15 protein-coding genes are annotated in these 16,047 nt (G+C 40.4%); 14 read left to right on the plus strand and 1 reads right to left on the minus strand.

The features are described from left to right. Nucleotides 1-540: 540 nt before the first annotated feature. The 14 genes from AN394_RS09030 to AN394_RS09095 all read left to right on the plus strand — a co-directional run bounded on the left by AN394_RS09030 (nt 541) and on the right by AN394_RS09095 (nt 13,905). Nucleotides 541-984 (plus strand): hypothetical protein, encoded by a 444-nt coding sequence (locus tag AN394_RS09030; RefSeq protein WP_055021321.1) that lies wholly within the window; start codon nt 541-543, stop codon nt 982-984. Between the two features lie 9 nt (nt 985-993). After that, nucleotides 994-1,332 carry a hypothetical protein gene (locus AN394_RS09035; RefSeq protein WP_055021322.1) on the plus strand — a complete coding sequence of 113 codons (339 nt, stop codon included), beginning with the start codon at nt 994-996 and terminating at the stop codon, nt 1,330-1,332. Beyond that, nucleotides 1,332-1,838 carry a DUF1804 family protein gene (locus AN394_RS09040; protein WP_055021323.1) on the plus strand — a complete coding sequence of 169 codons (507 nt, stop codon included), beginning with the start codon at nt 1,332-1,334 and terminating at the stop codon, nt 1,836-1,838. The genes AN394_RS09035 and AN394_RS09040 overlap by 1 nt, the downstream gene beginning before the upstream one ends. Next, entirely contained in the window at nt 1,838-3,577 is a 1,740-nt protein-coding gene (locus tag AN394_RS09045) for a hypothetical protein (protein WP_055021324.1), read from the plus strand. The genes AN394_RS09040 and AN394_RS09045 overlap by 1 nt, the downstream gene beginning before the upstream one ends. Then, nucleotides 3,570-5,075: a DUF935 family protein gene (locus AN394_RS09050; RefSeq protein ID WP_055021325.1), complete on the plus strand. Its 1,506-nt coding sequence runs from the start codon at nt 3,570-3,572 to the stop codon at nt 5,073-5,075. The genes AN394_RS09045 and AN394_RS09050 overlap by 8 nt, the downstream gene beginning before the upstream one ends. Then, entirely contained in the window at nt 5,068-5,682 is a 615-nt protein-coding gene (locus tag AN394_RS09055; protein WP_055021326.1) for a DUF3164 family protein, read from the plus strand. The genes AN394_RS09050 and AN394_RS09055 overlap by 8 nt, the downstream gene beginning before the upstream one ends. A 10-nt stretch (nt 5,683-5,692) precedes the next feature. Next, complete coding sequence (locus AN394_RS09060) at nt 5,693-6,133, plus strand: hypothetical protein (protein WP_055021327.1); 441 nt, start codon at nt 5,693-5,695, stop codon at nt 6,131-6,133. Continuing rightward, nucleotides 6,134-6,676: a hypothetical protein gene (locus AN394_RS09065; RefSeq protein ID WP_055021328.1), complete on the plus strand. Its 543-nt coding sequence runs from the start codon at nt 6,134-6,136 to the stop codon at nt 6,674-6,676. A gap of 1 nt (nt 6,677) precedes the next feature. Continuing rightward, nucleotides 6,678-7,820 carry a phage minor head protein gene (locus AN394_RS09070; RefSeq protein ID WP_055021329.1) on the plus strand — a complete coding sequence of 381 codons (1,143 nt, stop codon included), beginning with the start codon at nt 6,678-6,680 and terminating at the stop codon, nt 7,818-7,820. Nucleotides 7,821-8,380: 560 nt separating this feature from the next. Then, nucleotides 8,381-8,776: a response regulator gene (locus AN394_RS09075; protein ID WP_054561476.1), complete on the plus strand. Its 396-nt coding sequence runs from the start codon at nt 8,381-8,383 to the stop codon at nt 8,774-8,776. Nucleotides 8,777-8,783: 7 nt separating this feature from the next. Beyond that, nucleotides 8,784-9,677, plus strand: coding sequence for a MoxR family ATPase (locus AN394_RS09080; RefSeq protein ID WP_054561477.1), 894 nt, complete (start codon nt 8,784-8,786; stop codon nt 9,675-9,677). Between the two features lie 3 nt (nt 9,678-9,680). Further along, nucleotides 9,681-10,640, plus strand: a complete 960-nt coding sequence (locus AN394_RS09085; RefSeq protein ID WP_055021330.1) for a DUF58 domain-containing protein — start codon at nt 9,681-9,683, stop codon at nt 10,638-10,640. A gap of 2 nt (nt 10,641-10,642) precedes the next feature. Further along, nucleotides 10,643-12,574: a DUF3488 and transglutaminase-like domain-containing protein gene (locus AN394_RS09090; protein WP_055021331.1), complete on the plus strand. Its 1,932-nt coding sequence runs from the start codon at nt 10,643-10,645 to the stop codon at nt 12,572-12,574. 8 nt (nt 12,575-12,582) lie between these two features. Further along, nucleotides 12,583-13,905 carry a Na+/H+ antiporter family protein gene (locus tag AN394_RS09095; protein WP_054561480.1) on the plus strand — a complete coding sequence of 441 codons (1,323 nt, stop codon included), beginning with the start codon at nt 12,583-12,585 and terminating at the stop codon, nt 13,903-13,905. Nucleotides 13,906-13,943: 38 nt separating this feature from the next. Here AN394_RS09095 and AN394_RS09100 read toward each other — a convergent pair whose 3' ends face one another. Further along, nucleotides 13,944-15,914 carry a response regulator gene (locus AN394_RS09100; protein WP_054561481.1) on the minus strand — a complete coding sequence of 657 codons (1,971 nt, stop codon included), beginning with the start codon at nt 15,912-15,914 and terminating at the stop codon, nt 13,944-13,946. Nucleotides 15,915-16,047: the final 133 nt, after the last annotated feature.

The following is a 16,047-nucleotide window of genomic DNA, read 5'->3' on the forward strand; positions in this document are numbered from 1 at the left end:
AATGCTTTGTTGAAGTCGAAAGATTGAGTCATGTGTCACTCCTGTTTTCTTAATATTACTGAAATGACACAGATTTCTAAACACTACCTAATAGATGAGTTATTAGAAACTGAACCTACAGGCTTAAAGAAAGGTTTACTTCATTATCTAAATAAAGCTTTAGAGCATTCACAAGTCGTCCTAAACAACTAGGCTTGCAATTTCAAGCCTTTTCATTTTAACCTAATAACACACCCGCAAAACACAACGCTGAAAACTACTTTACAGCGGAATGCCCCCCTCTAAATTGATTTACTTAACGCATGACAAAAACAGTGCATGCGCCATTTATTGAGTTATTAGCTCAGCTTATTGTGTCGGCCAAGTCTAAAAACGAGCAAATCGCTATATCACGTCGTTGCCCGTTAAAAGATTTGCCAGCACTACGCACACGCGTGAAAGAGCTATTAAACCCAGCTAACCAAAAGCCAACGCGGAAAACTCGTTTGCCTGCCTGTTACGTCCTAATTAAACAACGGTTAACTAATCTGAGGACTCAACATGGCGGCCAAAATAAGAGTTAAAGTCCCAACTGCACCTAGTTTCTTATTTCAGGAAATAGTGCCTGAAGAAATCTTTAATCTATTTAAAGACGATCCCCTTTTTCTTCTAAATATTTTTGATGAAAGAGCCTTACGCATGCTGCAAAAGCTGCGTGATAAGTTCGGCCCATGCACAGTAAATAACTGGCTATGGGGTGGTGCTAACCACTTACGTGGTTACAGACCGTTAGACTGTCCAATTGGCGCAAAGCGCAGCCAACACAAACTAGGCAAAGCCTTTGATTGTAGTTTTGAAAACTACACCGCTCAGCAAGTACGTGATTACGTATTAGCTCACCCTGAAGAATTTCCTTACATCACAGCCATCGAGGGCGATGTGAATTGGTTCCATTTCGACGTTCGCACACCTACGTGGATCGGCATTAAAGTTTTTTACCCGTAAGGACACCTCATGACACCAGAACAAGAGAACCAGCTATTTCAAGCAATCGGTGAAATTCAAGGAAGCCAAACGGCTATTCTAGACGACCTAAGAAGTATCAAGGCGGATATTCACCACAGCATAGAAAAGAGTGAAGCCCGTCAAAAGCAGATCACTGATAGCTTAAAAATAGATATCGAAAAAAGTGAGCAGCGCCAAGCTGAGACGCTTAAGACCCATGCTGAGCGATTAACAAAAGTAGAAGAAAAGCTCACAAACCAACGTGTAAAAGTGGCTGCAATGGGCGGCTCTGCGGGTTTAGCTGTTTCTTTAATTGCTTACGCTGTTAAAAGTGGGATGTTTAACTAATGGCACACCCAGCAGAAAAGAAAAACGCTTTACGTCACAGCTATGTAAACGAACTGCTTGCTTTAAGTGTTGCAGCAGTAAAGCATAGTGTTGCAGATGGCACGGCCCGCCGCTGGAAGATGGAAGCGAAAGACCAGGGCGATGATTGGGATCTTGCTCGTGCTGCAAGCCGTCGTAGTGAGGGTGCTGCAGGTGAGTTTACAACCGACTTTATCGAAGAGTTTACTATTCAAGTAAACGAAACCTTTGAGCTTTTAAAATCTGAAGAAGGTTTAGCACTTCCATTAGAGCAGCGCACTAAAGTACTTAGCTCACTCACTGATATGATGAGCAAAGTAATGAAAGTATCTGGCGGCAATAAGCGCTTAGAAAAACGCACTGTCGCTGCTGAAGTTATCAAGATTTTAGCTAAATTTGTTTCAAAACATCACCCTAACTATGCACCGCAATTAGTCGAAATTCTTACGGCATTTGGTCCTCAGCTCGATAAGGAGTTAAGCGACTAATGGCCGATTTAAATACACGTGATTTTTTAGCAGAGATAGAGCAAGTAACCAGTGCGTTACGCCGCGATATCGAAGCTAAAGAACGTCATATTGATCCAAGTCCTGAAGCTATTAGAGAGCGCAGAAAACGTGTTTTAAGCGGTGATTTTGAGTTTTTTGTATATACCTATTTCCCGCACCATATGTGGCTAGATGATGGGCAGAAACCATCTGAGTTTCAGGCTTATTTTAATAGTTGGCTACCAGAAGCATTAAAACTTAAAAACGGCTGGAAGAACTGGTTTGTTGCTCCACGTGGCGAGGGTAAAAGTACACTCAGCGTAAAAATCGCCCCTGTGTATGTTTCTGTATTGGCGCTGCTGCAAGACGCAGAGGTACGCCAAGAACTTGGGTTAGAAAAGCCACCTCTCTTTATTGATTTTGTGATCTTGTTTGGTGCTGAAACCAAAATGCCAACCAAGACCCTTGAAGTCGTTAAAACGGAGTTGTTGAACAATAACAACTTAGCCTTAGACTTTCCTGAAGTTTGCGAAAAATCGCCAGTATGGAAGTTAGGCGAGTTTGTAACGGCCCAAGGTGTACGATTTGAAAGTCGTGGTGCAGAGCAATCAGTTCGAGGTACGTTCCACGGTGCAAGCCGTCCTAAGCTGTTACTTTCTGACGATATAATTACAGATGCCGAAGCCAAGTCACCCACAGAGCGTGAGAACCGCTGGCGATTCCTTGAAGCTGCGGTGCAGTACTTAGGCCCGCCAGATGGTACCGTAAAATTCTTAGGTGTGAACACCGTTCTTAATAATGATGACCCAATTAGCCGTGCTGAAGAAGCACCAGGGCACATAGTTCACCGCTTTAAAGCAATTAAACAAATGCCTGAGCGCATGGATCTTTGGGAGCAATGTCGCGACCTCATGGTTCATGATGATAAGCGCTTTGAAAAACGCGAAGCGGCTAAAGGTATTGCTGTTGCAACAGAAGATAAGCCTTCGTTTAAGTTTTGGATCAAGAACAAACGCGCAATGCTTAAGGGTGCAAAAACAAGTTGGCCAAGTGTACGTACACTTTACGATTTAATGTGTATGTGGGCTGCTAACAAGCGCGAGTTTAACCGCGAGATGCAAGGTATTGCTAAAAGCGATGAAGAAGCGATTTTTTATCAGTTTGATTTTTGGGTTGACCGTTTACACGATTGGGTACCTTACGGTGCATGTGATCCAAGTATGGGTAAAACAGAAAAATCTGACCCAAGTGCGATACTTGTTGGCTTTTATTCAAAAGACTTACAAAAGCTGCACGTTGAATACGAAAGCCGTAAAGTGCGCGGTACCAGCCGTTTACTTAACGACATAATACGCGCTCAAAAAGAATATAACTGCTTAGTGTGGGGCTTTGAGAATAACAACGCCTTTGACTTTATGCGCAGTGAGTTTATCACCAAAGGGTTAGAGCAGGGCATTGCACTCCCTTTACGGGGTGTTACGGCCACATTACCAGCTGAAGAACGCATAGGCTCACTCGAAACATATGTGACCAATACACCTGCACAAATAGCCTTTCATTCACGCTGCCGTTTATTGCTCGACGAACTCGAAAACTGGCCAGAAAAACAAACAACACATCACTACGACTTGAGTTGTGCCTTAGCCATTTTATGGATGATATCCAGCACTGGCGCAGGCGGGATGCCAAGGGTCCGAAGCCGCAAAGTAACCAAAAAAATAGGGGGCTATCATGTTTAAGTCTAAGCCACGCATTAATTCACGGGCTTATGGTGCCCTTGTTCGTATGTTTGAACAAAATCAATTGGACCCTGGCTTTTCGTCGTTGATAACAGAGCTCCCAAACCCTGACCCAATTTTACGTAAAGCAGGTAAAAACACGGCTATTTATGAAGAAATAGCACGCGATGCACACATTATTGGTGAGCTTCGTTCATTGCGTAGCGGTTTATATAGCTTTAATACCGAGTTGGTGCCTGGTGGTACCGATGCGGCCAGTATGAAAAGCTACGAGTTAGCAAAACATTTTTTTAAGCGTAAACCGTGCAAGCATACAGAGTGGGCCGATATGGATTGGCATAACTACAGTGCTATTTTACATGGTTTCAGTGTGACGCATTTGGGCAAGTTTATTAAATGTGATGGTACGTGGCAGCCTGAATACGTTGAATCATGGCGTAATAGCCGCTTTGCTTTTAATAGTGATCACGAGCTGCTTGTTAAAACAAGAGAAAACCCGCAAGGCGAAGAAGTAGATCCGCGTCGTTGGTCGTGCGTTCGTCATATGCCTAGTGCAACAAACCCGTATGGTATTGCACTACTGAGCAGCTGCTTTTGGCCGTGGATGTTTAAGCACGGTGGCTTTAAGTTCTTTGTTCAATTCTGTGAGCGTTTTGGTGTGCCGTTCCCTGTGGGTAAATACCCAATTGGCGCAAAAGATGCTGATATAGACAGCCTTTTAAATGGACTTGCTAAGTTAGTACAAGACGGTATAGCCGCAATACCTGACGATACCAGTATTGAGGTACTTGAAAGTAAGTTATCGGGTGAGCCAATTCCTGAGCGTTTAATTAATTTCTGTAATGCTGAAATGAGTAAGGCGCTCACCAGCCAAACATTGGCCACTGAGCAAAAGAACGGCGGCGCACGTGCTGCAAGTGAAACGCATGCAAAACGCGCTGGCGATAATCAACGAGCAGATAGAGCGCTTGTTGCTTCTTATCGCAATCAGATCATTAACACTCTTCACTCTGTCAATTTTGAGGGTGGCGAGCCGCCGCAATTCATCTTTAAAGATAAGCGCGAAATTAATACCGATACGGTAAGCCGTGTTCGCGAATCTGCACGCTTGGTACCTGTAAGCACTGACTACGTGTACAAAGAGTTAGGTATTCCAAAACCTAAACCAGGTGAAGACATTCTAGAAGTACCTGATGACGGCCAAGGCATTGCCTCAACTGCTAAAAGCACTGAATTTGCTAAGTCTGATTCTTCTAGTACTGAAATTAGCGATGAGTTTGATGTGTTCGATCACGCTTCAAACGACACCATTGAAAAGATTTGGCATTTTGCCCAGGCATCAAAAGACCTGGACGAACTTAAGCAAAAAATAACCTCACAATTCCCAACTATCTCTGAGTCTGCTTTAGCACAAGTGGCTGAGCAAGCTCTGCGGTATGAGTTTATGGCGGGTATGAGCGAGGCTAATTCTAAAACTGTGGAGATAGACGATGAATAACATTCCTGAAGGTTACTTAAAAGACGGTAAAGGCAATTTGGTTGCAATTGCTAACGTTAAACAAACGGACTTGATCAAAGATGAGTTTGTACAAAAAGCCTGTGCGAAAGCACTCGAAATGCAGGAAAAATTAGCTGAGTTCAAACGTTCATTGATGGCAGAAGCTGACGACTTTATAGAGCTTTTAGCGCAAGAACATGGTGTTAGTTTAGGTGGTAAGAAAGGCAATACGCAGTTACGTTCATTCGACAATACTTTGCGCGTAAATATTCAAACGCAGGAACGTATCGAGCTTGGTCCAGAGCTATCTCTAGCTAAAAAGCTGATTGATGAGTGCCTAGATGAATGGACCGAAGGCGGCAATCAAAACATACGTGCCATTGTCAGTAAAACGTTTAATACCGATAAGCAAGGATCATTAAACCCGCAACGTATCCTTGCGTTACGCAAGCTTGAAATCACTGATGAAAGCGGTAAATGGCAGAAGGCGATGAACATCATTGCAGAGTCTGTAGGTGTTATCGATTCATGCCGTTTTATCCGTTTTTACAAGCAGGATGATAAAGGCATTGAACAAGCTATTTCACTTGATATAGCAAAGCTGTAGCGGGGCGCTTATGGCTATTTCTAAAGAGCAATGGGACAAGGTTGAAAGTGAACTTGCAGGGACTTTTGGTAGTGCTTTATTTAAATTGGGCGATCATGAAATCTCGATACAGCGTGTTAGAAAATCAGAATCTACCACTGTATTAGCTGTTTACATTGATGGCTATATAAAAGGTGAATGGTTTACTAAAGAAGCCGCTCAACCCTCATGTTTAAAACAAGTTTGGCGCAAAAGAACAATATCGATTTTTAAACCTGCGGAAAAGAAACGCATCATAAAGTCTTTTGGTAAAAGGCAAGCCAAGAAATGTTTTCCAAATCTGGATGACAAAAAAGAGTTCTTTGATTGTCACTTTACAACAGCTAAATCATTAGTTCGCCAATTCAAGCGGATCAAAGGTATCCAATTAATGCTTATTGGTGGCGTACCTTACGAGTCAATGGAGGCTTAAATGGAACCGATCACAATTGCACTTGGCCTTGCTAAGCTAACTGGCCTAGATAAAAAAATAGGTAACTGGATAGGGGGCACAAATGGTGAAGCAGTTGCTTCAAAAGTCGTTGATATAGCCCAAACCTTAACGGGGTCAGGTTCACCAGAAGAAGCGTTAAACCGTATTAAAGACTCTGAAAAATTTGCGCATGAGTTAAGAACCACATTGCTCAATCGAGAGAAAGAACTTGACGAGCTTGCGTTTAAAAATACCCAGAGTGCCCGCAATATGCAGATCCAAGCACTAAACCAAGATGATAAGTTTTCTAAACGCTTCATCTATTATTATGCGTGGTTTTGGTCAATTACGACGGCTCTATATATAGGTTTTATCACGTTTATGCCTATTCCTGAGAGCTCTACACGCTTTGCAGATACCATTTTAGGGTTTGTTTTAGGCACTGTTATAGCGTCAATATTGAATTTCTTCTTTGGTAATAGCCGTGATAACTCGCGTCGAAATGAAATTCAAGACATTCAACAGTCATTAAAAGAGCATTAAAATGGCTCTATCAGCTCCACAATATGGCGACCTTGTTAAATTCAAGGAAGCCATTTCACACTTTCAAGACAAAATTAAGCTGACAAGTGAGTCATATAAAGACTTACAGGGCTTAATTCATGCCAAAGCATTCACCGTTGCAGGTGCAACAGAAATCGAAATCCTGAATGAGCTATATACAGCAGTAGATAAAGCAATTAGTGATGGCGAGACAATATCGGACTTTAGAAAACGCTTTGATAAAATTGTTGATGATCATGGTTGGTCTTATAAAGGTAAGCGTGGCTGGCGCACTCAAGTAATTTACCAGAACAACAAAAATACAGCGCGAGCAGCAGGGCGCTGGGAACAACAGAACCGATTAAAAGAACGTAGACCTTATTTACTTTATCTCACTGCTGGTGATAGCCGAGTTAGGCCTGATCACAATAAATGGAACTATATATTACTGCCTGTAGACCATCCGTTTTGGGACACGCATTATCCACCAAATGGCTATAACTGCCGTTGTAAGGTGGTTTCACTGAATAAACGAGATATTGCACGTATGGGCTTATCGATCACAAAACCAGAGTCTGTTAATAAGTTTATGCAGTCATTCAAGGTCGTCGATGCATCAACAGGTGAAGAATTAGATAAGTTACCTGGCATAGATCTAGGTTGGGACTATAATCCAGGTAAAGCGTGGTTAGGTGCTGACATAGCAGCTGGTAAGTCAGTAGTAAAGTTATCGAAAGAACTTCAACAACTAGCGGTACCGCAATTTAATGAAGCTGTTTTGAAGTCACAGCAATATTATAAAAAGCAGGTAAATTTAAAAGCAGCTCAGATTGCACTTAAAAAGCCGGTAGTCGATGGCCAAGAATTTACGTTAGGGCACTTGCCTGCATTTTTCTTAAACGAGTTGTCACGTAAAAATGCACCTATATATAGTAGCGCTGTTACGATTAGCAGCTCGCAAATTGAAAAGCTGTTAGCAGGCCAACTTACAATTGAACAAATCCACCAGCTAATGAACGCTATTCAAAAACCAAATGCGTACACATATATAGATAACAAAATTAGAATGACGTACCAGGGCTTTATGATCACAATTGAACTGGGACCAAACTTTAATACAGTTGTAGCAGCAGAAAAGATTTAAAGATTGCTCGCTGAGAATATTTAAAGAGCGTTTAAATGGCGTTTAAAGTGCGTTTAAAGAAAAGTTAAACGATCAGAAATGATCTAATTCTAAACGTAAAATGAGCAGGAATGATCAGATAATGAGTCAGTTTGAACAGTTAGAGTCTAAAAACAAGCGTAATTCAAAAATCATGAATTTTCGGCTTGGGATTGGCAAAGGTCAGTATTTACGGGCTTTTCCAAAACACGAGGGCGAAAATCTCCATACCTCCATAATTCTAGAAATGAACAACCCCTTACAAAAAAGGGGCTAAAAAACCTTAAAATCTAACGACCAATGAACCTGATTATAAAGATAAATACATTATTTAACATAATATAAATTATAGGAAGTAAGGTATCTATACATATCTACACCTATTCTCCGTGCATGTTAAGTCCAATACTAGACGGTATCGGACATTAAGGTGGTGTTTTATCATATTATTCATTTTATTAGCGCTTGTTTCTTGAGCTTAGTTATCTCATGACTTATATTAAAACTATCAACTTGAGATGTAACGATAAGATGTAAACGATATGGAATTTGTGAAGCCGTTAGAACCTATTTTGATAATCGATGATATGCAAGATATCCGCGACTATCTAAATCAAATTTTAACTGGTCTTGGTTTTGACGATATTTTAGAAAGTCGAGATTTTGAATCAGCTAAAACCGTAATTGAAGAAAAGTCGCCTAACGTTATCTTTCTTGATATTGAACTACCTAATACTGACGGTACGGATATTCTTGAATACTTAAATGACCGCCATCCTCATACTCATGTTGTTATGTGCTCTGGCCATAATAGTCTTGAGAATGTGCAAAACACCTGGGAATTAGGTGCTAAAGGTTTTATCGCTAAACCATTCAACGCAAAAAAAGTCGACTCTGTTATGAAACGTCTAGAATTGATGGAAACCATAACAAACTAAGTAGTTTATGAATTCGACAATCCAACTCATTATAGATGACTTATCAACGGTTATTTTTGGTAAACAACAACAAATCAAACTCGCCCTTACGTGTTTATTTAGTGAAGGCCACCTGTTAATTGAAGATTTACCAGGCATGGGAAAAACCACTTTATCTCATGCACTTGCCGCAGTTCTTGGCTTGTCATATCAACGCATTCAATTCACTAGCGATTTATTACCTTCTGACATTCTTGGTACAAACATTTTTGATGCTAAAGAACATAGTTTTTCATTTCATCAAGGCCCAGTATTTAGCCAAGTTGTATTAGGAGATGAAATTAATCGTGCAGGTCCTAAAACACAAAGTGCACTGTTAGAAGCAATGGAAGAAAAACAAGTGACGGTAGATTCGGTTAAACACGCCCTACCATCACCATTTTTTGTTATTGCTACCCAAAATCCAGTGCATCAATCTGGCACTTACCCGTTACCAGAGTCACAATTAGACCGCTTTTTCATGCGTATTAGTTTAGGTTTTCCTGATAAACACGCTGAGAAAAACCTCATTTTAGGCTTAAACAATCGAAATTATGACGACTTACCTGTGCGCATTAACCCTGAGCAACTTGCTGTTATTCAAAAAGAAATTAATAAAGTAACGATCAGCAACTCGGTGGTTGATTATATCCTTGAGCTAGTTGCGTTTACTCGCCAAGATAACCATTTTGTAAACCCACTATCTCCAAGAGCCAGCATTGCGCTTGCCCGAGCTGCAAAGTCATGGGCGTATATTGAAGGTCGTGATTTTGTAATGCCTGAAGATGTACAAGCTGTTTTTCCTAGTGTGACTGATCACAGGCTTGGATTAAACGCTGGTGACAGCGGTTATGCACTTAAACATGTGCCTGTAAGCTTATAAAACATGTTTAAGCGCCCTGCTTTTATTGATCAATTTCGTCAGTCTGTTTTTAATAAGTTATTAAAAAACAAGCATAATACCAACGAAATTGAGCTTCAACATAAAACGATTTATGTATTACCCTCAAAACTTGGTGGGCAGTTTTTACTAATTGCCTTACTAAACTTTGTAATGGGCATTAACTATCAAAACAACCTGATTTTAGCCATGGCGTATTTAATGGTGGTTGTTTTGGTGTTTGCGATACTCACCGGCTATAAAAATGTGAGAGGTTTGTCGGTTAAATACCTGTCAGTAAACGAAAGTTATGCGCCAAAAGCCCCTATTGCGCGTTTTCAAATTCAAGCACAATCATACTGTGAACTTATAAAACTGATTAATGACAACCTTGAATCTGAAACTGTGTCACTACAAAGTAAAGAGAAAAAGATCGTTGAAATAGCGCTAAAATTCAGTGAACGCGGTGCATATGGCTTTGATAGAATAAAAATCATTAGCCACTTTCCATTTGGTTTGGTGTCTGTGTGGAGTTATATAGAGCCAACCGAAACGGTTTATGTTTACCCTCAGCCTATCGCCGCTGAAAAGCTTGATACTCAGCTCCATGACAATGACGAACACGATGGCGATAACGCACAAGTTAAAGCCGGTAATGATGACTTTTATCAGCTTACCCCTTTTGTGCAAGGAACAGCGCTTAATAAGGTATCGTGGAAACACTACGCTAAAACTCAGCAACTATTAACGAAAGAATTTACCAGTGACGCATCACAGGAATTAGCGCTTAATTTCAATATGTTGAGTGGCAATAATGAGCATAGATTAAGCCAGTTATGTTTTTTGGTGAACCAATTAACCGACCAACAAATGGCGTTTTCGTTAACCTTATCCAATAAATCCATAGCGAAAGGCCAAGGGGTCAACCATCAAAAAGCCTGCTTGCAAGCATTAGCGGAGTTTTAATTATGAATACACCGCTTATAAATACCGTTTTATCACTGCTGTTTATTGTTACCAGTGGCTTTTTGTTCACTGAAGTACCTACTCCATTCTTAGCCATATTGGCGGGCCTAAGCTTTTTAAACTTGTTTTTAGGTAAGTTTTATAAAAAACTAAATGGATTGGTGGCGAATATTTTGGCTGCGGTTTGCTTAGTTGCCTTATTTATTCTGGTTGGTGTGAGCGATACGGTCAAGTTATTTGTATCCATGATGCTACTTGCTAGCAGCTTTAAATTGCTACAAGCGAAAACTGTTAAACAGTATCAAACTGTGTGTTTACTGGTGTTTTTTAACCTTTCAACGGTGTATTTGTTTCATCAAGGGTTATTTGAAACCTTGGTAGTCAGTGTACTTTATATTGTTAACTTCGCGGTACTAGGTTATTTAACTAGCCCGCAAAGCTTTAAGGCCGCTAACAAACAAAGTTTTAAAACCATACTACTAGCCTTACCCATAGCGGCGTTTTTGATTTTATTTTTACCTAAAATTCCTGCGTTTTGGCAGCTACCGGGGCCAAAGCTTGCTAAAACGGGTTTATCAGAGCAAGTTAACCCTTTTTCTATTGCGAAATTAGCGGAATCTGATGACTTAGTTTTTCGGGTAGAGCAACAGCCAGGGCAAGACCTACAAGCCCCCTATTACTGGCGCAGCCTTATTCATGATGAGTTTAATGGTAGCGAATGGCTAATATCGGACATTTTGAAGTCTCAACAATTTAACCCAATTCGCCGTACAATTAATAGCGTTAATTATCAGGTTATTGCAGAGCCCTCATCATCAAACTGGTTGTTTGGGCTTGGCTTTGCGCAAAGTGCTAATTCTGATGTGCACTCAACCTACAATGGCTTGTTAAAACGTAAAGGTAACTTAAACAAAAACATTAAATACGCGGTAACCAGTAGTGAGGCTTCACTGAGCCTAAATAACTTTGAAAAACGCTTATATACCCGCTTACCGAAAACAACTAATCCACAAACAACGGCACTGGCAAACGAGCTGGCTGCTGAGCATGAAAATGCGCAAGCTTACTTTAACGCGCTACTAGATTACTTTAATCAGCAGCAGTTTGCTTACACATTAACGCCTACACCAATGTATGGTGATAATACGCTAGACCAGTTTGTGTTTGAAACCAAACGTGGCTTTTGTGGCCATTATGCCAGCACCGCTGCATTTATGTTTCGTGTCGCCGGTTACCCCGCCCGTGTTGTGTCTGGTTATTTAGGCGGAGAACAAACTAAAGCTGCTACGCTTAACATTTATCAATACGATGCCCATGCATGGGTCGAAGTGTTCTTTGATGAAAAGTGGCACATATTTGATGCTACCGCTGTTGTTGCTCCTGAGCGTTTAAACGGTTCGTTATCACAACTGGGTGATTTAAATGAAAGCTTTAACGACAATCTTAACTTTGGTCTAAAGCGCTGGAGTCATTTTAAAGCAATAAACTGGCTTAGAATTCATCTTGAAGAGCTCGACTATAAATGGACTAACTGGGTGCTTACGTTTGACCAAGAATCACAACAAAATTTATTTGATTCACTGTTTGGTAATAAGTCAGCATGGCTAACGCCTTTAATTGTGTTAGGTACATTATTACTGAGCTTTACTGGCTATTTCTTATATAACAAACGCCCTATTCGAAGTAGAGAACCGCTTGTTGATGACATCACTAAGTTTTACCTGTGGGCAAAAAAGCAAGGCATTGAGCCAGTTGATACCAACACGCCACTACAAAATATTGCTTTAATTAAACAGCAAAAGCCTAGAACAGAGGCATATTTAAGTGAGTTTGAGCAAATAATCATCGAAGTACGTTACCAACAGCAATCATATAACCAAAATCGCAAAAACCGCGTACGAGTTCTGTTAAACTCTCTCAAAACAGCCAAATAGAGAACAATATGAATGCAGTAATTGTCGGCGTTATGTTGATGCTGATCCTGACACTTTGTCGAATTAATGTCATTGTGGCGATGACGGTAAGCGCAATTATTGCGGGTTTGACCGCAGGCCTTGGTTTATCACAAACCGTTAATGCATTTAATGATGGCTTATCGGGCGGCGCTGAAATAGCACTTAGCTATGCGATGTTAGGTGCATTTGCGGTGGCTATTTCTAAGTCAGGTTTAACACGTATTTTAGCGTCTAAGTTACTAAAGCAAGTAAACGAGAATAGCCACAAAGGCGAAACGACACTTAGTTATCTTATATTGAGTATTATTTTGCTGTGTGCGATCTCGTCGCAAAATTTGATACCCGTACATATAGCTTTTATCCCAATTCTAATTCCACCTCTACTTGTGGTGTTTAACAAGTTACGCCTTGATAGACGAGCAATTGCGTGTATCTTAACCTTCGGCTTAGCCACCTCTTACATGGTGCTACCTTATGGTTTTGGTGGCATTTACTTATACTCGATACTACACAAGAACCTCACTGAAAATGGTCTAGAGATTGTTAATACTCAAGTGCCGATGGCAATGATCATTCCAGCCATTGGGATGTTATTTGGTTTATTGGTTGCGGTGTTTATATCTTATCGAAAACGCCGTAGTTACGAGTCTCACAGCCTAACAGAGCAACAGCAAGAGGTTGTCATTGAGCAGCCTAAAAAGGTGTTAGCAGTGGGAATTACCGCCGTACTTTGTTCATTAGTGGCACAAAATATTAGCGGCTCTATGATCCTAGGTGGTCTTGTTGGGGTAGCTATATTTACCTTATTTGGTGTTGTAAAGCTTGAGCAAAACGGCGATGTATTTAGCAAAGGTATTGCTATGATGGCGATGATTGGCTTTATTATGATTTCTGCGCAAGGCTTTGCTTCGGTGATGAAAGCAACCGGTGATGTTGCTTCATTAGTTAGCGCTGCTGCAGGAATGATTGAAGGTAACAAGCCACTTGCCGCAGCATTAATTTTACTCGTTGGGCTATTAATCACCATGGGCATTGGTAGCTCGTTTTCGACAGTGCCAATTATAGCCACCCTGTTTGTACCACTTTGTATGGAATTAAACTTTTCTGTTATGGCTACTGCAGCACTGGTTGGTACTGCTGGTGCGCTAGGTGATGCAGGCTCCCCTGCCTCTGACTCAACACTTGGCCCAACATCTGGCCTAAATGCAGATGGTCAACACGACCATATTTGGGATTCAGTAGTACCTACTTTCATCCATTTTAATATTCCGCTACTTGTTGCTGGCTGGGTTGCGGCAATGGTGTTGTAAAGTCGAGTTTCATTTTAAAAGCCCCATTTGGGGCTTTTTTATTGGCTAAACAAAATACGCAGTGCGCGGTTTAGATCATGAAAGCGAATGGGTTTTGTCAGCACTTTGTTCATTCCTGCTTCTAAGCAAGTGGCTTTATCTTGATGAGATGCATTGGCTGTTAAGGCGACAATGGGTAAAGTCATTTTTAATTCTTCACGCATGTATTTAGTTGCTGTAATACCATCCATCACTGGCATCATCATATCCATTAAAACTAAATCGAAGTTTTGCTGTTGTACTTTATCAATTGCTTGTTGGCCATTATCTGCAAGGGTGACATGGTGATTGAGCTTTTCTAAAAAGGTTTTGATTAGCACTTGGTTGGTTTTGTTATCTTCAGTAACAAGAATAGCCATGGGCTCAAGAGTTTGTTCATGCTCTATTGATTGCTGATCATCGGCGACGATAGAGTATGGTATGTAAATATTAAATTTAGTACCAATATTGATTGCACTAGCTACTCTAATCTCGCCTTTCATTAAATCAACAAGGCTTTTGGTAATGCTAAGCCCAAGGCCAATCCCTTCTACTTGTCGATTAACACCATAGTCATGCTGTTTAAAGGCATCGTAAATGCTGGCTATTTGAGATTGAGAGATCCCCTGCCCAGTATCTGCTATCTCAAATAACAAATGGGTATCATTAAAATCTGCTCTGAAATTGACGGTGCCTACTTTGGTAAACTTGAAGGCATTATCTAAAATATTAAACAGAATTTGCCCGACCCGAACCCCATCGATATTAATTTTGTTGGGTAAGCCATCGCTTATCTCTGTGGTAAACAAGACATTAGAGCCTTGAGTTGTTTCTTGAAACTGTGCGGTTATATTTTTAACTAACGCATTTATATCTGTCGCTTTAACATCAAGCTCCATCGAGCCACTTTCAATTTTTGAAAAATCCAGCACATCACTGATCAAATCAAGTAATAAATCAGCGCTTGAGTTTGCGTAATCGAGCCAACGTGTTTGCTTGTCATTAAGTTCTGAATCGGCTAACAACTCCAACATGCCTACAATGGCGTTCATAGGTGTTCTGATCTCATGAGACATCACAGTTAAAAACTGAGACTTTGCTTGGTTTGCTTCTTCTGCTTTTTCTTTTGCTAATTGTAGTGCTTGCTCGCGGTCTTTATTGACAGTGATATCTTTGGCAATACCTAAATAGCCGCGAAATTTCCCGCTTGAATCAAATTGTGGCTTACCACTTAAAGAGACCCAGGCCGGAGGCGACGAATTAACTTCAAATTCAAAATCTAAAAACTCGGCATGCTCTGCCAGCAAGTGTTTAAAGTGCGACCACTTTTTTAACTGATTTTGTTCCTGCTCAGTGATGATGGCATCAAAATTTTTATGTAAAAAATGACGTTTGTATAAGTTACTGTGGCTGGCGGTAGTTAAAACATTAATAAAGTGCTCATCTTTATTAGTACGCCAAAACCATTCGCTGGCAAAGTCTCTAAATAACTCAGATAACTCGCCTAGTCTTGTTAGTAAAGAGGTTGAGTGAAACTTTTGGCGGTTAAGCCTTGTTTGCGCAGCTAATTGAACCGCTACTTGCTGTAATAAGATTTTGATTGCGGTTTGTGATTTATCATTAAAACTAGCCTGCTCTTTTATATCGAAAAAGACCAAGCACTGCGTTGTGTGTTCAGAGATATCAACATGAAAAATTAGGTTATTTACGAACTCATTACTATAAAACAGTGAGTTATCTTCATTAAATAACCACTGTGACTGAGCTTGTTGTAACTTTGACTTTAATATTGTTTCGTCAAATTCAATGTACTTAATAGTACGCATTTCGAGGGATGCTTTTGAATCTTCGAAGTTTATTAAGCAAAACTCTTTAAACGAAAAATATGGCAGAAGCACTTTTTCAAGTTGAGCTTTTAATGCACGGCTATCGTTTATGCCATGAAATGCCGTTAGCTCAAGTTGTAATTGCTCTAAGTTTAACTCTGCCATTGCCATTCCTAGTTAATATTGCATCGCATATTGCAAATATAGAAAACAGTTCTCAGTTTAGCCATAAAAATATCAAAATAAATTATTTAAATTTCATTGTGTTATATAAATCCGAACACTTGGTACGGGCCAT

Source organism: Pseudoalteromonas sp. P1-26, from assembly GCF_001401795.1.
GTDB lineage: Bacteria > Pseudomonadota > Gammaproteobacteria > Enterobacterales > Alteromonadaceae > Pseudoalteromonas.